19 protein-coding genes are annotated in these 17,117 nt (G+C 67.6%); 8 read left to right on the top strand and 11 right to left on the bottom strand.

What is annotated here, in order from left to right; all coding sequences use genetic code 11:
- The 8 genes from ACUXVE_RS00535 to ACUXVE_RS00500 all read right to left on the bottom strand — a co-directional run bounded on the left by ACUXVE_RS00535 (position 1) and on the right by ACUXVE_RS00500 (position 7,516).
- Complete coding sequence (locus ACUXVE_RS00535) at positions 1 to 1,077, bottom strand: SAM-dependent methyltransferase (protein ID WP_445513582.1); 1,077 nt, start codon at positions 1,075 to 1,077, stop codon at positions 1 to 3.
- A gap of 5 nt (positions 1,078 to 1,082) precedes the next feature.
- Positions 1,083 to 1,859: a DUF1295 domain-containing protein gene (locus ACUXVE_RS00530; protein WP_445513581.1), complete on the bottom strand. Its 777-nt coding sequence runs from the start codon at positions 1,857 to 1,859 to the stop codon at positions 1,083 to 1,085.
- On the bottom strand, positions 1,859 to 2,401 hold the full coding sequence (locus tag ACUXVE_RS00525; protein WP_445513580.1) for a DUF2878 domain-containing protein: 543 nt from the start codon (positions 2,399 to 2,401) through the stop codon (positions 1,859 to 1,861). Before ACUXVE_RS00525 ends, ACUXVE_RS00530 begins: the two co-directional genes overlap by 1 nt.
- Position 2,402: 1 nt before the next feature.
- Positions 2,403 to 3,668, bottom strand: coding sequence for a class I SAM-dependent methyltransferase (locus ACUXVE_RS00520; protein ID WP_445513579.1), 1,266 nt, complete (start codon positions 3,666 to 3,668; stop codon positions 2,403 to 2,405).
- Positions 3,665 to 4,432, bottom strand: a complete 768-nt coding sequence (locus ACUXVE_RS00515) for a DUF1365 domain-containing protein (RefSeq protein WP_445513578.1) — start codon at positions 4,430 to 4,432, stop codon at positions 3,665 to 3,667. The genes ACUXVE_RS00520 and ACUXVE_RS00515 overlap by 4 nt, the downstream gene beginning before the upstream one ends.
- Complete coding sequence (locus tag ACUXVE_RS00510) at positions 4,429 to 5,706, bottom strand: NAD(P)/FAD-dependent oxidoreductase (RefSeq protein ID WP_445513577.1); 1,278 nt, start codon at positions 5,704 to 5,706, stop codon at positions 4,429 to 4,431. Before ACUXVE_RS00510 ends, ACUXVE_RS00515 begins: the two co-directional genes overlap by 4 nt.
- Before the next feature lies 1 nt (position 5,707).
- Complete coding sequence (locus tag ACUXVE_RS00505) at positions 5,708 to 6,664, bottom strand: acyl-CoA desaturase (RefSeq protein ID WP_445513576.1); 957 nt, start codon at positions 6,662 to 6,664, stop codon at positions 5,708 to 5,710.
- A gap of 84 nt (positions 6,665 to 6,748) precedes the next feature.
- Positions 6,749 to 7,516: a hypothetical protein gene (locus ACUXVE_RS00500; protein ID WP_445513575.1), complete on the bottom strand. Its 768-nt coding sequence runs from the start codon at positions 7,514 to 7,516 to the stop codon at positions 6,749 to 6,751.
- Positions 7,517 to 7,660: 144 nt separating this feature from the next.
- Here ACUXVE_RS00500 and ACUXVE_RS00495 point away from each other — a divergent pair, with 144 nt between their 5' ends.
- The 4 genes from ACUXVE_RS00495 (at position 7,661) to ACUXVE_RS00480 (ending at position 10,041) form a co-directional block, all read left to right on the top strand.
- The gene (locus ACUXVE_RS00495; RefSeq protein ID WP_445513574.1) at positions 7,661 to 8,284 is read left to right on the top strand and encodes a sigma-70 family RNA polymerase sigma factor; all 624 of its coding nucleotides are present in this window, start codon (positions 7,661 to 7,663) and stop codon (positions 8,282 to 8,284) included.
- The gene (locus ACUXVE_RS00490; protein ID WP_445513573.1) at positions 8,281 to 8,955 is read left to right on the top strand and encodes a ChrR family anti-sigma-E factor; all 675 of its coding nucleotides are present in this window, start codon (positions 8,281 to 8,283) and stop codon (positions 8,953 to 8,955) included. Before ACUXVE_RS00495 ends, ACUXVE_RS00490 begins: the two co-directional genes overlap by 4 nt.
- Before the next feature lie 19 nt (positions 8,956 to 8,974).
- Entirely contained in the window at positions 8,975 to 9,658 is a 684-nt protein-coding gene (locus tag ACUXVE_RS00485; RefSeq protein WP_445513572.1) for an NAD-dependent epimerase/dehydratase family protein, read from the top strand.
- A 71-nt stretch (positions 9,659 to 9,729) separates the two neighbouring features.
- Complete coding sequence (locus ACUXVE_RS00480) at positions 9,730 to 10,041, top strand: hypothetical protein (RefSeq protein ID WP_093818395.1); 312 nt, start codon at positions 9,730 to 9,732, stop codon at positions 10,039 to 10,041.
- On the opposite strand, the gene ACUXVE_RS00475 is transcribed toward ACUXVE_RS00480, so the two are convergent.
- Together ACUXVE_RS00475 and ACUXVE_RS00470 are read right to left on the bottom strand one after the other, a co-directional pair.
- On the bottom strand, positions 10,038 to 10,523 hold the full coding sequence (locus ACUXVE_RS00475) for a TspO/MBR family protein (RefSeq protein WP_445513571.1): 486 nt from the start codon (positions 10,521 to 10,523) through the stop codon (positions 10,038 to 10,040). The two genes, ACUXVE_RS00480 and ACUXVE_RS00475, sit on opposite strands and share 4 nt — an antisense overlap.
- Positions 10,524 to 10,603: 80 nt before the next feature.
- Positions 10,604 to 12,799 (bottom strand): hypothetical protein, encoded by a 2,196-nt coding sequence (locus ACUXVE_RS00470; RefSeq protein ID WP_445513570.1) that lies wholly within the window; start codon positions 12,797 to 12,799, stop codon positions 10,604 to 10,606.
- A gap of 120 nt (positions 12,800 to 12,919) precedes the next feature.
- On the opposite strand from ACUXVE_RS00470, the gene ACUXVE_RS00465 reads away from it, so the two are divergent.
- Entirely contained in the window at positions 12,920 to 14,782 is a 1,863-nt protein-coding gene (locus ACUXVE_RS00465; RefSeq protein WP_445513569.1) for an XVIPCD domain-containing protein, read from the top strand.
- 33 nt (positions 14,783 to 14,815) lie between these two features.
- On the opposite strand, the gene ACUXVE_RS00460 is transcribed toward ACUXVE_RS00465, so the two are convergent.
- A complete protein-coding gene (locus ACUXVE_RS00460; RefSeq protein ID WP_222389481.1) occupies positions 14,816 to 15,826 on the bottom strand; it encodes a hypothetical protein in 1,011 nt (336 codons plus the stop codon).
- 123 nt (positions 15,827 to 15,949) lie between these two features.
- Here ACUXVE_RS00460 and ACUXVE_RS00455 point away from each other — a divergent pair, with 123 nt between their 5' ends.
- Genes ACUXVE_RS00455 through ACUXVE_RS00445 form a run of 3 tightly spaced genes read left to right on the top strand, consistent with a single transcriptional unit; the run spans position 15,950 to position 17,081 of the window.
- Positions 15,950 to 16,411 carry a helix-turn-helix domain-containing protein gene (locus ACUXVE_RS00455; RefSeq protein ID WP_445513568.1) on the top strand — a complete coding sequence of 154 codons (462 nt, stop codon included), beginning with the start codon at positions 15,950 to 15,952 and terminating at the stop codon, positions 16,409 to 16,411.
- An 11-nt stretch (positions 16,412 to 16,422) separates the two neighbouring features.
- Positions 16,423 to 16,854, top strand: a complete 432-nt coding sequence (locus ACUXVE_RS00450) for a VOC family protein (RefSeq protein WP_445513567.1) — start codon at positions 16,423 to 16,425, stop codon at positions 16,852 to 16,854.
- Positions 16,851 to 17,081: a hypothetical protein gene (locus tag ACUXVE_RS00445; RefSeq protein WP_025874484.1), complete on the top strand. Its 231-nt coding sequence runs from the start codon at positions 16,851 to 16,853 to the stop codon at positions 17,079 to 17,081. The genes ACUXVE_RS00450 and ACUXVE_RS00445 overlap by 4 nt, the downstream gene beginning before the upstream one ends.
- Positions 17,082 to 17,117 lie beyond the last annotated feature (36 nt).

Below are 17,117 nucleotides of genomic sequence, written 5' to 3'. Positions count from 1 at the left end.
TCAGCGCGGGCGGAACAGGTAGTGGGCGACCAACCATTGCTGGCCGTCGTCGTAGCCGAACAATTCGGCACAGGCCATCCAGAACATGCGCCAGCGCTGCCACCAGATGCGTGCGGCTGCTTCGTCGCCATAGGTCTGTGCCAGCACCGGCAGCAGCTGTTCACGGGCGGCATCCTGGTTGGCCAGCCAATGGTTGGCCGTGCGCTGGTAGTGCGTGCCGTCCAGCAGCCAGCGCTGGTCCAGCACCAGGTCGCGCTGGAAGTGCAGCAGCGTGTCCGCTGCCGGCATCAGGCCGCCGGTGAAGAAGTGCCGGCCCATCCAGTTGTCGTCGCCCTCGGTCTCGAACGGATACATCAGCGTGCGATGGGCGAAAATGTGCACGAACAGAGCACCGTCCGGCTTCAGCCAACGGGCAATGCGGCCCAGCAGGCGGTCGTAGTTGCGGACATGCTCGAACATCTCCACCGACACGCAGCGATCAAACGCAGCGGCAGGCAGGTCCAGCTGGTTGACGTCCCGGGTGAGTACCTCGACGTTGCCGAACCCGCGCGCCTCGCACTGCGCCAGGATATGGCTGCGCTGGCTGTGCGAGTTGGACACCGCGGTGATGCGCGCATCCGGGTAGCGCTCGGCCATCCACAGCGTCAGCGAGCCCCAGCCGCAGCCCAGCTCAAGAATGTCCTGGCCGTCGGCCAATCCGGCGCGCTGCCCGTACAGCTCCAGCATCGCATCCTCGGCCTGGTCCAGCGTCTCGCGGCCGGTGCGGTAGTAGCAGCTGCTGTACTTCAGGCGATGCCCCAGGCAGCCCTGGAAGAAGGCGGCAGGCACCTCGTAATGCTGGCGGTTGGCCGCATCCACGTGCAGTGCCAGTGGGCTGCCAGCGAGCTCGGCGATACGGCGGCTGAAGCGCTGCGCCTGCTCCTCCATGCTGCCGCTCGACTCCTCGGCCAGGCGTTGCGCACACAGGCGGCGTATGCCCGCGCGCAGCGCCGCATCGGGCAGCCAGCCACGCTCGGCCCAACCGGTAAGGCCGGCTTCCGTATCGGCAACCGGAGCAAGGGACGGGGTGCTGTTCATCGGGATCACTCCTTGGGGCTGCGCGGAAACCAGGGGAAGAACATCGGGGTACTGCGCTGGTAGTCGCGATAGTCATCGCCTCGACTGCGCAGCGCCTGTTTCTCGGTGAAGGGAACGCCACTGAGGTAGCGCAGGAACACGTACATCAGCACCGGCCCGGACCAGGCCAGCCACCACAAGGGTGAGCCGGCTGCCAGCAGTACATAGGTGAACCAGTGCAGCCACTCGAAGAAGTAATTGGGATGGCGCGTGTACCGCCACAGTCCTTGGTGGCAGGTCCGGCCCCTGTTCGCCGGGACGGCACGGAAGCGTGCCAGCTGACCGTCGGCCAGTGCTTCGCCGCCCACGCTGAGCAGCCACACGACGACCGCCGCTGCGATCCAGCCAGGCATGTCACTGTGGGGATTGCCGGCCACGGCCGTGAACGGCAGCGCAAACAGCACCACCAACAGCGCCTGCGCCATGAAGAAGCCGAAGATCCTGCCCTGGTGGCCGTGCCAGTGGTCGCGCAGATAGCGGTAGCGACCGTCTTCTTCCTCGCTGCGGACGCGGCGCCACAGATGCAGGGCGAGACGACTTCCCCACAGGCCACCGAGCACGGCCAGTGCGATGCGTGGTTGCAGCGCGCCATCGCCCAGCCATGCAAGCAGCAGCGCGCCTGCCGCCACGCCCTTTGCCCACAACACATCGACGACGCCGATGTTGCGGTGCCTGCGCTGCCAGGTCCAACCCCAGGCCATGATCAGCACGGCATACAGCAGTACCCACCACAGAATGCTCATCAGGCGGCTCCGATCAATGGGGTGTCACGATTGCTGGGCGTTCCGCGACGGGCGACGGCGCACAGCAGCGACAGCGCCACGCACCAGCCCAGCGCCAGTGTTGCCACGCCCAGCCAGGCCGGGGCGGTGAAATGTACGGCCTGGAAACCCCGCGCCGCGGACAGATACGCCAGCGGCGCCAGCAGGCCCAGGGCCACCGGCAGCATCCAGTGCCGCTGCAGGAACGCCATCGAGGCCGTCAGCGTCATCGCAAAGGCCGCCCACAGCGCGAAAATCCACGGTGGCGGCACCCATCCAAGCGGTGCGGCGGCGTACTGCACAGCACCGCTGGCTGCAGCGCTGCCATCCACCAGCCAGGCACACCCCAGCGCGAGCAACAGCAGGCGCAGCTCCAGGCGTGGTCGCGTCGAGGCAAGCAACTGGCTGCCGACATAGAGTGTGGCCGACAGCAGGGCCGGCCATTGCCAGCCGCGGCCGGCTCCGGCAACGGCGCACAGCCATACCAGCTGGTTGCCGACTACGTTGACCCAGGTGCGGCGCATGTCAGCCGGCCCGTTGGCCGTCGGCGTCCGTCTCGGGACGGTAGCCCGGCCGTGCCAGCAGCAGATGGGACACGCCGATCGAGCGCTCGAGGAAGCCGCCCTCGCAGTAGGCCAGATAGAACTCCCACAGCCTGCAGAAGCGGTCATCGAAACCCTGCGCACGTACCGCCGGCAACTGCGCCAGGAAGCGCTGCCGCCAGGCGCGCAGGGTGAGTGCATAGGAGTGGCCGAAATCCTGCTGGGCGATCAGCTGCAGGTCGCAGGCCCGGGTCTTGGCGGCCAGGATGGCGTTGATCGAGGGAATGAAACTGCCGGGGAACACGAAGCGCTTGATGTAGTCCACGCTGCGACGCGCCTGCTCGTAGCGCTGGTCCTCGATGGTGATGGCCTGCAGCAGGGCCACGCCATCGGGCTTCAGCAGCCGCTGCAGGGTCGCCATGTAGGTGTCCAGATACTCGGCACCGATGGCCTCGATCATCTCGATCGACACCAGCTTGTCGAACTGGCCCTGCAGATCACGGTAGTCCTGCATCAGCAGGGTCACGCGCTCCTGCAGGCCCGCCTCGGCCACACGCTGGGCGGCAAGCGCGTGCTGTTCGGCGGAGATGGTGGTGGTGGTCACATGGCAGCCGTAGTGCTGGGCGGCATGCAGGGCGAACCCGCCCCAGCCGGTACCGATCTCGACGACGCGATCACCGGGTTGCAGCTGCAGCTGCTGGCAGATGCGGTCCAGCTTGCGGCGCGAGGCGGTTTCCAGCGAGTCGCCGGCATCGCTGAACACCGCCGAGGAGTACATCAGGTCCGGCGACAGGAACAGCGCGAAGAAGTCATTGCCCAGATCGTAGTGGGCGGCGATGTTGCGGCGACTGCCTTCGCGGCTGTTGCGCCGCAGGCGGTTCCAGCCGCGCAGCAGCCAGCCACCGATCCGCGCCGGCCCGCGTTCCATGCCGTCCAGCAGGTCGCGGTTGCGTACCAGCAGCCGCACCAGGGCCACCAGGTCATCGCAGCGCCAATCGCCGTGGATGTAGCTCTCACCCGCGCCGACGCTGCCCTGCGCAGCCACCTTGCGGTAGAACGCCATATCGCTGATGGTCACGGTGGCCTGCAACGCGCCGGCACGATCACCGAGGATGACCTCGCCCATGGAGTCGCGCACCCGCAGCCCGCCTTCGCGAAGCGGCGCCAGTACCGCCAGCAGCCTCCGCCGCAGGAATACGTCCACCGCGCCGGGGCGGGGCAGGGCAACGGAAGGATTCAGCTCGTTCATCGCGGTTTCTCGGCAAGAGCGGGGTGGTCATGCACGGGATTGCGCTTCAGCCACAGGCGCAGTGCCTGCCAGTGGATGGCGGCTACCACCTGCACGGTCATCAACGGGTAGAACGCCAGTACCCGGGCCAGGCCGCGGCCATCAAGCGGGCGTCGCTGCATGGCCTGGGTGGCATCGAACTGCCGGACACCGTCGCGCCAGACCTGCATATGTACGCGCAGGTCATCGCCGGGCGCGGTGAAGCGCCAGTCGTAGCGGCAATCCATTGGCATGAAGGGGGAAACGTGGAAGGCTTTGTCGAACTGCCAGCGCAGGGCGCGCCCCTGGGGCTGGGCGCGCTCAACAGGCAGCACATAGGCATGCCGTTCCTTCCACGGTGTGTTGGTGATGTCGGCGACGATGCAGTCCAGGGTGCTGCCGTCGGCCCGGTAGCAGTAATAGAAGCTGACCGGATTGAACACGTGGCCACCGAAGCGCAGGTGGGCCAGCAGCCGCACCGGACCGTCCGGGCGCCGCCCCAGCACGGTCGCGGCGTGGTCACGCACGGCGTCTGCAAGTGATGTCTTGGGATCGCCGAGATAGTCACTGCGGCGGAACTCTGCCAGGTTGCGGCGCCCGACCGACCACAGCCAGCGCCCGGCGAAGACCTGGTCCAACTCGTCCAGATCCAGCAGCAGTTGCGCGATGGGGTAGCGGAAGGCATGCGGATGCGGATGGTGCCGGCGGTGCACCACCTGCCCGAAGTAGAGGGCGCTGGCGCTCATGCCGCCACCTCCACCTGCAGCGGAGGCGGCGCGCCGGCGTCGCGCATCTGCAGTGCATCCACAACGCGGCGGGCACTGCGGATTCCATCTTCATGGAAGCCCCAGCCCCAGTAGGCACCCGCAAACCAGGTGTGGCGCCGGCCCTGCAGTTCGGCCCAGCGCCGCTGCGCGTCCACCGCAGCCGGATCATGCACCGGATGCGCGTAGTGCAGTCGGCGCAGCACCTTGGCCGGGTCGATGGCCTCGCCGCGGTTGAGGGTCACCACCAGCGGCGTATCACCGGGCAGCCCCTGCAACAGGTTCATGCAGTAGCTGACCGTGCAGGGTGCGGTGGGGTCGCGCGGTACATGCGCGTTCCAGGCCGCCCACGCCTTGCGGTTGGCGGGCAGCAGGGAGGCGTCGGTGTGCAGTACGGCCTCGTTGGGCTGGTAGCGGATCGCGCCGAGCACCGCATGCTCGATCGGATCGGCGTCGGCCAGCAGGGCAAGGGCCTGGTCGCTATGGCAGGCCAGGATCACTTCATCGAAGCCTTCAATGCCGGTTGCGGTGTGCACGCGTGCCCCCCAGGGCATGCGTTCGACCGCGTGTACCGGGCATTCCAGCCGCTCGTGCACCCGCCAGCGCGCACGCAGCGCGTCCACGTAGCGCGCCGAGCCACCCTTGACCACGCGCCAGGGTGCGCGCCCGGTCATCTGCAGCATCTGGTGGTTGGCCATGAACTGCACCAGGTAACGGGCCGGGAAGTCCAGCACCTGCGCGGTCGGCGAGGACCACAGCGCCGAGGCCATCGGCAGCAGATGTTCCTGCACGAACGCTTCGCCATAGCGCTGGCTGTGCAGGTACTGGCCCAGCGTGGGGCCCTGTTCCTCGCCCAGCAGCAGGGGCGCGTCGCGATAGAAGCGCCGCAGGTCGGCCAGCATTCCCCAGAACCGCGGTGAAAGCAGGTTGCGGCGCTGGCAGAACAGGCCATCGAGCGATGTGGCGTTGTACTCCACGCCGCTGCGCTCGCTGTGCATCGAGAAACTCATCGTGGTGGGCTGCGAGGCCACGCCAAGTTCGCCGAACAACGCCGACAGCAGCGGGTAATGATGCGGATTGAAGACGATGAACCCGGTATCGACCGCCATCGTGCGGCCGTCCACCGTCACCTCGTGGGTGTGGGTGTGGCCGCCCAGGTAGTCGTTGGCCTCGAACAGGGTGACGTCATGCTCGCCGTCCAGCCACCACGCGCTGGCCAGACCTGCGATGCCGGAACCGATGACCGCGATACGCATGTCAGTGCCTCGCCTTGGCCAGTACCCAGGCCGGGATCGGCTTGAGGCCCTTCACCAGGCCCAGCGCAGCCATTGCGCGCAGGCCATACCAGCTGATGTCGATCTCCCACCAGCGGAAGCCCTGGCGGGCGGTGCCGGGGAAGAAGTGATGGTTGTTGTGCCAGCCTTCGCCGAAGGTCAGCAGCGCCAGCCAGAGGTTGTTGCGGCTGTCATCGCGGGTCTCGAAGCGGCGCCGGCCGAAACGGTGCGCCAGCGAATTGATGGTGACCGTGGCGTGGAACAGCGCCACGGTGGAGATGAAGAAGCCCCAGACCAGCAGCTGCGGGCCGGAGGTATGCAGGCCCGGTGCCACACGCTCGAGCACCGCACCCACACCATACAGCGCAGCAGCCAGCAACACCGGAACCACGGTGTCGAACCGGTCCAGCCAGCGCAGCTCGGGGTAGCGGGCCAGATCGGGAACGCGCTGCAGATCGGTGGCAAAGGCGCTACGGGTGAGGAACCAACCCATATGGCTGCGCCAGAACCCGCCCTGGCGCGGGGAATGCGGGTCCTGCGGTTGATCGGCGTGGCGGTGGTGGTGGCGGTGGTGCGCTGCCCACCAGAGCGGGCCACGCTGCACGCTGGCGGCGCCGATGACCGCGAACACGAACTGCACGGTGCGCGATGCCTCGAACGTCCGGTGCGAGAAGTAGCGGTGATAGAACGCGGTGATGGCGAACATCCTGATCGCGTACAGGAACATCGCGACGGCAACCGCTGTCCATGACACGCCCACCCAGATCACCCCGAGGCAGGCCACGTGCAGCAGCGCGAAGGGCAAGGCGCGCAGCCAGTCGATGCGGTCACCCTGGCTGCCGTCGATCGCCGCTTCGCTTCCGGCATCGGTGTCGAACCAGCGCTGGAAGGTGCGCAACAGGCGCGAACGTCTGCGGAGTGGAGGCGCTGCGGATGCCATGGACGGAAGCCCGAGGGAGTCGATTGCCTACCTCTACGCGTTGCAGTGCGGGTTGGATGCAGTGGATTGCAACAGACGGCATTTTCACCTGTTCGTAACACCGCAGCTGGCTACCAGCGGTCGCTGCAGCTCAGTGCGCCAACGCTGCTCCGGCTGCTCGGTTGCGGGCGCGGCGAAGCGCACGGTCACCTGCGGATAATCGCCACGTCCATCGCGCAGGTTGCTGGTACCACGGAACTCCAGCAGGCGGCGATCGGCATCGGCGTAGACCAGCGACAGACGTGGGGCCACCGCGCCGAACCAGGTATCAAGGCGGACATTCACCGCATGGGCGGAAAGCCCCCGCCAGCGCACCGGGCCCTGGTACTGCACCTGCACGGGGTAGAAGCGTTGCCGGCCGGGCACCAGAAAAGGCAGGCTGACCGGCGCTCCCCCCTGCAGCGTCCGCCAGTGGGCCCGCACGGCGGCATCGAAGCCGGCGTCGATCACGGCATCCGGGGGCAGCGGCAGCTGCCTGGTCCGGGAAGGCGTGGATATGTCCTCCTTCCAGTCGACCCGGACCACGCCGGGGTCGACCCTCACATCGGCCGCTTGGCCGCTGCGGGCATCCTGCAGCACATAGCCCCGCACCTGCGGCCGGGTGGCGGCGGGCATCTGCTTGCGGGCGAAAGGTTGGCCCTCAGGGCAAAGGTATTCCACCCAGCGTTCGCTGCCATCGCCGGCGCCGCGCTGCCAATGCACTTCGCGGTAGGCAATGACTCCGTTGGCCAGGGTGGCCACGCCCTCCGAACGCAGAAGAGGGGCGGCCGAAGCGGCGCAGGGCATGCAGAGCAGCAACCAGGCAAGACGCATCGGGGCGATCCATGGGAGGCTTGCGGGCCTGTACGCGCGACGGCGCCGGCTGGATGCACGTTGGCGCCCATCCCGGGTGCATCCAACAGGCGCCACCGTGCGTAGAGGGAAGGACTCCTCTTCACCCAACGGCAGCCCCCGCCGATGTACCGTCCTCCCGCCAGTCCCTCCCATCCCTTCGACACCGCGCGGATCGTGTCCAGTTCACAGCAGCCCAGCAACGAGCCAACGAACTGGAACGGCGAGATGGATGGCGTCGCCCGGCTGCGCGATCGTGACTGCTTCATGCGCATCTACGACCATTTCATGCCGCGCCTGTGCATTTATCTGCGTGGCCTTGGGGCACCCGCTGCGGTGGCCGAAGAGCTGGCCCAGGAATGCCTGCTGCGCCTGTGGCTGCGCGCGGCCGAGTTCGATCCTGCCCAAGGTGCGCTGAGCACCTGGTTGTATCGCATCGGCCGCAACCTGCACATCGACCGCGTGCGTCGCGAACGCAGCTGGATGGAGGTGCAGGAAGCCGTGGAAGACGCCGCTGCCGCCGACGTCGGCGAGCGCAGCAGCGCAGAGCAGTTTGCCGATCATGCCCGCCTGCGCCAGCGCATCAATGAACTGCCGGCCACGCAGGCGCGTCTGGTTCGCATGTCCTACTTCGAGGCCAAGAGCCACAGCGAGATCGCGCAGGCGCTGGGGATGCCGCTGGGCACGGTCAAATCACACCTGCGACGAGCGTTCCTGCAGTTGCAGTCCAAGGTCGGGGGTGCATCATGAATCCGCACCACCACCTGCATGAGTCGACGCTGATGAGCTACGCCGCCGGTGCTCTGCCGGCACCGTTGAGCATCGTCGCCGGCACCCATCTGGAGCAGTGCCCGCACTGCCGCCAGCGGCTGCGCGAAGCGGAGGCCATCGGTGCCGCATTGCTGGAGCAGACCCAGCCCGTGTCGGACGAGGCGCGGCGGGCGGGCCTGCGCGACGCGATGCTTGCGCAGCTCGTCGAGGTCCAGGCCGACGAGCTGCCAGGCCCGCTGCGGTCGATGCCGCGCGAACGCCCCGAGGCGGATCCGGATCATCTGCCGACGTCGCTGCATCCGTACTTCGGCGATTCGCTGGGCCGGCTGCACTGGCGCTGGATGGCGCCGGGAGTGCATTGCATCCGTGCCGAGCAGATGCCGTCGCTGATCATGCTGAAGATCGCGCCGGGCAAATGCCTGCCGATGCACAGCCATGGCCGCAGCGAACTGACACAGATCCTGCGGGGTTCCTACAATGATGCCTTGGGTCTGTTCGCGCCCGGCGATGTTGCGGACCTGGACGAGGAGGTCGAGCACCAGCCGGTAACGGCGCCGGGCGTACCGTGCATCTGCGTTTCCGCGCTGGATGCGCCGCTGGTATTCAGTGGTTGGCTGGCCCGCCGGATCCAGCGCTTCGTGAAACTCTAGGCTTCCTCAAGGTCAACCCATGTACGGAACACGCCCCCTGCGGATTCTGCTGACCGGCGCGACCGGACTGGTCGGGCAGGGTGTTGCCCGTGCCTGCCTCGCTTCGCCGCAGGTGGCGCGCACCGCTGCCCTGGTCCGCGGCAAGGCCCCCCTTGACGCGCGTATCGAGCAGATCGTGCTGGCCGATTTCCAGCATGCCCGTGGTGTGGGTCCGCAGCTGGCCGGATTCGATGCGTGTTTCTATTGTGCCGGAGCACCGCCGGTCGGCACCGCCGAGGACGAGTATCGGAAGGTGACGCTCGATGCCACCCTTGCCGTGGCTGCAGCATGGGCCGAGGCGAATCCGGACGGCCGGTTCCTGTATGTCTCCGGCGCCCATGCCAATCCCCACAGCCGGATCATGCCCCTGCGCATCAAGGGCAAGACCGAGGCCGCGTTGGCGCAGCTCGCGGTGCGCACCGTCATGCTGCGTCCCGCCGGGGTGCGCCCGGTGGCGGGCACCGGCACCCGTCATGCGGCGTTGAAGCCGCTGTATCGCGTTGGCGGTCCCCTGATGGCGGCGGCGGGCCGCGTCCTGCCCTCACTGGTGACCAGCAACGAAGCCATCGGCCGCGCGATGATCGTGCTGGCGACGATGCCGGAGCCGCCGCCGGTGCTGGAATGTGCGCAGATCAACCGGCTGGGTGGCGCTGCTGCAACCTGATGGGTGCGGTGCACATCTGCTGCACATCGCGCCTACTACAGTCGTCGCTCATCCTTCTGTGACGCATCGACGTGAACCTGCAGCCATCGTCTTCCCTGCTTCGCCCATCGCGCCCATCGCCTGAAAACGGCCGTTTCGACCTGCTGGATGTCAACGCACTGCAGGATCCCGGCAGCGGCCGCATCGTCCATCTGTATTCACTGGTGGCGCGCTGCCTGTGCTGCGAGGTCGTATTCAAGGCGCAGGAGGGCGATGGGCTTGTCAGCACGTCTGCCGCGCGTGTGCTGCGCTGCCCGACCGGCTGCGGTGAGCAGGCCTTCAGGGGCAGCGCGCTGCGCCAGTGGCGGCCCGCAGCGCAAGGCCCTCAGGCATTGCCCGGCTAAAGCACGGCCGGATTGGCCTGCCACACTGCGTAGTTGAGCGCGCAGGCGAACGTCACCCATGCCAGGTAAGGCAGCAGCAGCCATGCCGCCGCCGGACGCACGCGATGGAAGGCGACGATCGTGGCCACGATCAGCGCCAGCAACAGTGCGATGTCAGCGAACGCCAACGCCCCCTGTTTCCAGCCGAAGAACAGCCAGCTCCACAGCACGTTCAGGGCCAGCTGCAGCAGATGGAGCGCCAGCGCAGGCGTGGCCGCGCGCCATCCGCCCTGGCGCCAGACCAGCCAGGCCGCCAGCGCCATCAATGCGTACAGCACCGTCCACACCGGACCGAACACGCTGGCCGGCGGTGCCCATGCCGGCAACGCCAGGCTTGCGTAGAAATCCGCTGCCGAGATCGAGGCACGCGCGCCGAGCGCGGCGGCCAGAAAAGTGACGATGGCCCAGCCCAGAAGGCCAACTGCTTGCCTGCGGACATTCACGGTGTCTTTCCTCCTGCACTATCGCCAACTGCGGTAGTGCGTTGTACGTAAAGGCGTCGCGACTGAATGCAGCCTGCGGGTCAGTCCGCCGTGCCACCGTCGCTGGCCGCTGCAGCACCGGGCAGCAACGCGGGCCGACCGTCGAACCATTCCCGCGCACCGGCCAGATGCCATTGGCGGCGCTGCCCATCCAGCTCGATGCCGGCACCCAGCAGGCCCCAGCGAAGGTAGAGGTCGCCACGTTTGCGCTGGTCCAGCAGATCCAGCCGCGCACGCAGCGAAAGGCGCTCGTTCTCCGCCTGCAGTCCATCCAGTACCAGATGCCCGGCGCGCCAGCGCAGGCGGGTATGCGCATCCACTTGGCCGGAGTCGAGCAGCGACAATGCCCAGCGCGGGTAATCGCTGCGCTCGGCAAACAGCGCCAGCAGCGGGCCCGCGTCGCGCATGGCAAGATCCGCGCGTGCGTCCACTTGGAACGGTGACTGCGCATCAATGTCACCGCGGGCAATGGTGACCCGGCCCCACCACGGCTGTGAACGCTGCTGCTCACCTACCTGCACGTTGCGCAGCTCGATCACGCTACCGCCCAGATCGAAGCGGCGCTGGCTGAAATCACCACGCCGCAGCCTGCCATCAACGCGGGCGTCGCCCTGCAGGCCAAGCCCGGCCACCTGCAGGCGTGCGCGTTGGCTGCGCAGGCGGACACTGCCATTGCCAAGCCGGCCCTCGGTATCCAGTTCAACGTCGCCGCTCACCTGGCCAGCGCCTCCCAGCAGCCGCACCTGGCCGTTGCCCAGGTAGCGGTTGTAGGCGGTGAGGTCTGGAATGCTTGCGTCATCGAAGCGCAGCTGCGCGCGCACGCCCTTGCGCAGCTCGCGCAGGCGACCGTCACCGGTGAGTGTCAGTGCCAGGTCGCGCCCATCGAACAGCGTGGCACCCTTGGCGCCGCCTGCACGCGCATTGAACGTGGGAAGCTTCACTGCCAGTACGGCGTGCGTCGGCGTCCCGGCCTGCAGTTGGCCATGGGCGCTGGCCGTTCCCTGCATGTGCACGCCGGCCACGTCGGCCACCGCCCGCGCCGCAGGAATGTCGACGCTGCTGCCAGCGGCCAGCTCGCCGTTCTGCAGGCGCAGGTCGGCGCGCAGCACGCCACCACCCTGCAGCTGGAACCAGGGTTTCTGCACGAACAGTGCAGGAATCCAGTTGAGCGAGGTGAAGGTCCATTCGCCCTTGACCGTTCCGGAGGTGCGGCCCAGCATCTGGCTGGGTTCGGCGAATGGAATGTGCCGCCCGGTGATGGTCAGATCCGCGTCCAGCGCAGCGCCTGTGCCCTCGCGCTGCGGCAACCGCGCCTGCAGGCGGATATCGCGGGCGGCATCCAGCTGCACTGCCAGCGTTCCGCGGTCGGGGGCGCCAGCTCCCATCTGCAGGGGAACGCGCCAGACCGCATGGCTGCCGGGCTGAAGCGCGCCCTGGTCCAGAGTGATCGCGGCCTGCAGCTGCCCCGGCGCGGCGGCGCTGGCAATGGAAGGACGTTGCGTGTCCGTATCCAGGCGCAGGCCTTGGCTGCGCGCCTGCACCTCCAGCACGGCATGCAGCAGCCCCAGCTTTGCCAGCCCGGGTGCCTGATCGCGGTAATGCCGTGGGTAGGAGAACTGCGTCTTCAGTTGCATGTCGCCGAGCAGCTGGGTGCCGTCCAGGCTGACGTCGGCATCAGCGAAGGCCACCTCCGAGTCGAGCAGTTCCGAGGGACCACCACGCAGCTGCTTCACGAAACCGACCGTGCCGCTGCCCTGGCCAACGATCAGCAGCTTGCCCACGCGGACGCTGCGGATGGTTTCGCTATGAATGGCATCGAACCGCAACGTCCAGCCGCGATCGCCGCGCGGTGGTGAGGGAATGGCCTCCTCCACGCGCGCGATCTCGGCGGCCACCCCGGTCGCGTGCAGCGACGGCACGCGCACCTCGCGCTGGAACAGCGGCAGCAATGCCAAGCGTGCACTGGCGCGGTCCGCGCGCAGCACATACACCGTGTGATTGACGTGGCCGCGCATCTGCACATTCCAGGCGATGACATGCCCCGGCAGCAGCGTGATCGCCGGGCCAGTGGTCATCACGAACTTGTGCGGCTTGCGATTGGTAACCTGATCGAACAGCGGCGTATTGAGGAAAACATTGCCTGCCAACAGGTACAGCAGATACAGGCCCAGCAGGTACGGCAGCAGCTTGCGGCCGTGACGGCGCCATCGCTGCGGGCGGGCGAGGGAGTGGGGCATGGACCCTCGGCGTGGAATGGGATGGTCATCACTATCGTAGATGCGGCTGCGGCGCGATGTGAACGTGCTGCGCACACCGCGTCCTATAATCAGCGCGTCACTGTTCAAGGAGGTCACGGCATGAATGCCCGGACCAGCAAGGAAGGCGCAACCCAGGATGCGCCGCGCGATGCCGCCTCGGCGTCGTTCGATCCGACCTACACCTCGGCCAACAGCGAGGTGCGGGCCGCCGCCGGTGGTTACTCGGTCACGTTGAACGAGGGCGACGGCGCGTTGAAAGTGGGTACCGAGCACAAGCGCGCAGCGTCCAGTCTCGCAGCTCAGTTCCAGGGGACGTCGCTGAACATGGCCGGCAGCCCGACGCCCGATGGCGGCAGGGATTACCTGCTCACGATGGAGTCGGTGGTCGGGGCAAGCGCGAAAGGTGCCGGCTTCCAGGACACCAGCGGCACCGGCGTACGCGGGCGCTACAGGGTCAGCCTGCCCAGCGAGGCGGTGGACGTCGATCCCACCCGCATCAACCCGTTCGATCCGCAGACCATTCCCAAGGGGGGCAGCGTCACCCTGGATGGCCAGCAGTTCACCGGCACCGCACTGGAAGGCAGCTTCCGCAACATCGCCATGCAGAGCCAGACGACCGAGGCGAGCGGTGCCAGCTACCGCGTGGATCGCCTGGATGATGGCCGGGTGCGCGTCTCCACCGGGCCGAACGAGGCGGTGGAAGCCTTCAACGGCATGGGATTCAGTGCCGGCAGGTTCAGCGCGATTGCCGGTCGGCAGGACGCGCTCGGCCATGCTGCCGTCCGCACTGCTACGTTCGACCTGGATCAAGCCGAAGGCCGCCAGGCCTATGAACAGTTCATCGACAACGGCACGCTGAGCGGCCAGACCCCGGGCGTGCAGGATCTGGCGACGGTCGAGCGGCTGGGCGTGAGTTCGCAGACGCGGCTGAAGGTCGGCTATGGCGACACGTTCGGCCTGGACCTGGCGGGTGCACGCAACAGCGGCGACGTGGTGCAGGTCAGTCGCGAGGACGGCAGCCGCACCGAACTGCGCAGCGTGCAGTACAACGGCAACCTTCCGGCAACCCGGGTCAGCGCCTACGGCGCCGACGGCCAGGAAGACAGAGCGCAGCGCCGCTATGAATTCACCTTCGACCTGCGCGGCCATGCGCAGGGTGAGCAGATTGCCGGAATGGTCAACGCGGCACTGTCCGGCGACCCCAGCGGTGATCGCGGACCGGTGAAGGCCGGTGAGCTCACTACCCTGAGCTTCAGCGAGGCCCAGATGCGCACGCTGATGGAGCGTACCCAGTCGATGGTCGGGGACAACCCGATGCTGGGGCCATCGTGGCAGGTGCTTGCAGAGGACGGCAACGGCAGGCCGCAGCAGGATGTGGACGCCTTCGCCCTGGGGCTGGCGCGCAACCAGGGGCAATCCACCTATGGCATGGCCGAACGTCTGTTCCATATCGCTGCGGCGGGCGGCAAGGATCTGCAGAAGATCGATGCTGCCGTGCAGGGCGAGCACCTGCAGTCGCTCGCGCCGCCCTCACCGCTGCTGCCCCGGCAGGACCCACGGCACACCGCCAGCCCGGACCACGGCATGTGGCTGCAGAGCCAAGGCGCGGTGAGCAGCCTCGACCAGGCGATGGGGCGCCAGGGTGATGAGATGAGCGAACGGCTGGGCATGGCCCTGCTGGTCGCGGCCAAGGGCAAGGGCATGCAGCGGATCGACGAGGCCGTGCTCAGTGACGACGGCAGGTACGCGTTCGCGGTGCAGGGCCAGCCGCACGCCGCCGATCGTCAGGTCGCCCGCACCGATACTGCGCAGGCAGTGGCTACGCCGGTCGAGGACCAGGTGCGTCAGCTGCAGGATGCACCCGAGCGCACCGGCGCCGCACGGCAGGATGCCCGGCAACAGGGGCAGGTCGTACAGGAGCAGGCCGCACAGGAGCAGGCCGCACGGACCATGGCGCGCTGACGCGCGCCCGGGCCTGCTGCCCGCCCGGCGCCATCATCGTGCGAAGGAGCCCTCCGGCAGGCATTGGCGCTCGGCCGAATCGACCACCATGCTCAGATAAGGTTCGCCGATGCCCTGTCCGGCCAGCAACCGGCGCTGCCACGCCTTCGCAGCGGGCACGTCACTGCTGAGGCAGGCATGGCGGGCGGCGGTCTCCAGGTTCCATGCAGTCGGGTACTCGGCGAGGATGTCTTCCCATCCCTGCCGCATCAGCGGCCAGTCGACCGCCGAGTTCTGGAACAGCTGCTGTCCCGGCACGCCTTCGCTGACCGATGCGTACAGGCGCGCATACAGGCTGGCGCGGCGGCGCTTGGAGGTTCGTGCCAGAGCATGCCGTGCGAAAGCTTCCATCTGCTGTGCATCGCCCTGCCAGTGCGGGGTGAAGCGCTGCATCGCGATCAGATACAGCGGGTCATGGTCGGGAAAGCGCCTGCTGCCTTCGTCGACCAGCGCCATGAAGGCTGCTTCATCCACCCCCTGCCGCAACGCGATCAGGAGGGACATTTCATACCAGTAGGGGTCGCGCTTGGCGATCGCCTTGTGCTCCTGCATATAGGCGGCCGCTACCGCGTTGTACTCGCTGAACTGCTGCCAGCCCTGCGCCGACACCTCGTGGGCATAGCCATCGCCTCGGAAGCTCCAGGCCAGATTGAGCGGCACGCGCGCGGCGACCAGATGGGCCGACAGGGAGCCCGGTGACTGCCGGATCCAGCGTGCGGCCCAGGCGGTCCAGTCATTCCACTGCCGTACATCCTGAGGCGCGGTGCCGATGCGCCGCGATATGCAGATGTAGAAACGGCTGAGGTTGGAATAGCCGCTGGCATTGCGCTGGCCCTTACGGAAGCGATCGGCCATGGCATCGAGCGCCTTGAAGTCGTCGGCGTCCATCAGTGGCGCCACCTGATCGCACAGGGCGAGTGAATCGGGATCTTCCGAGGCCCAGGCGGACGAAATGGTTAGGCATGCCAGGCTCAACAGCGTGCCGGCGAAGTGCATCCTGCGCATCGGGATCATCCTTGAAGTTTGGGCGGGGCCGGGAGCGGCTTCAGGCCCGCTGCGGCATTGCGCAGTATCCCACCGCCCGCTACCCACCGGAAGTGAGGCCGCCTTCTGCGCTACGCTGGGCGCATGACCCAGAGCCCGGAACTGCTGCGCCGCCTGCTGCGTGCAAAAGACCACATGGACCGGGCCAGCCATGAAGACTGGCCAGTGGCGCGGCTGGCCGGGATCAGTGCGGTTTCCGCGGCCCATTTCGCGCGCTCCTTCAAGGACGCCTTCGGGGTGCCGCCGCACCGCTATCTGCTCAGCCGCCGCATCGAGCGCGCTGTCGCCCTGCTGCGCGATACCGACCTGCCGATCACCGAGATCGCACTGCAGACCGGCTGGACCAGCCTGGGCACCTTTAGCCGCATCTTTCGTGACATCACCGGCGACAGCCCCGGTGCCCTCCGCGACCGCGAGCGGACCGATGCCCCGGCGCAGGGTGCGGTGCCGGAGTGCCATGCGCGTGCCGCACGGCGCCCGGACCTGAAGATCGCAGTTTTGGAGAAGCGCCGCCGCACCGGCCTTGTTAGCGTAGATCCCACCTGAGGGAGGATGCTATGACTGGCATGGTGAATGTGGTCGGCCTGTATGTGCACGACCAGGATGCGGCACTCGATTTCTACGTCAACGCACTCGGCTTCCAGGTGCATACCGATGTCGGCAACGGCGACCATCGCTGGCTCACGGTGCATTCGGGCGGCGAGGGCGGTTTCCAGCTCGGCCTGTTCAAACCGGGGCCGCCGGTACACGATGCGGCCACTGCGCTGACCCTGCAGCAGATGGTGGCCAAGGGTGCGATGCCGCCGCTGGTGCTGGCGGTGGACGATTGCCGCGCCAGCTACGAGCAGCTGCTGGCACGTGGGGTGGAATTCACCCAGGAGCCGGTGGAGCGCTATGGTGCAGTGGATGCCGGATTCCGTGATCCGTCCGGCAATGGCTGGAAGATGATCGAGCGCCCTGCGAAGACTGCCGCGAGGGCGCCGCAGTGAGGGCCGGCAGCTGGGCGCGTCCCGTGCACCGCTGGACGTCTATCGTCTTCACCCTGACAGTGATCGCCAACTTCGTGGCGCGCTGGATGGGGCAGGGCGAACCACCGGCCTGGCTGACCTACTCGCCGCTGCCGCCGTTGTTCCTGCAGCTGTTCACCGGGTTGTATCTGTTTGCGTTGCATTACCGCCGCAGGCCGGATGCCGCTCGCGCCGGCGTCGCACCCTGAGGCGGGGCGCGGAGGCAGGTCAGGCAGGGTCCTCAC

The sequence above is a fragment of the Stenotrophomonas sp. 3(2025) genome (assembly GCF_052665395.1).
This window is presented reverse-complemented; position numbering and strand designations above follow the sequence as displayed.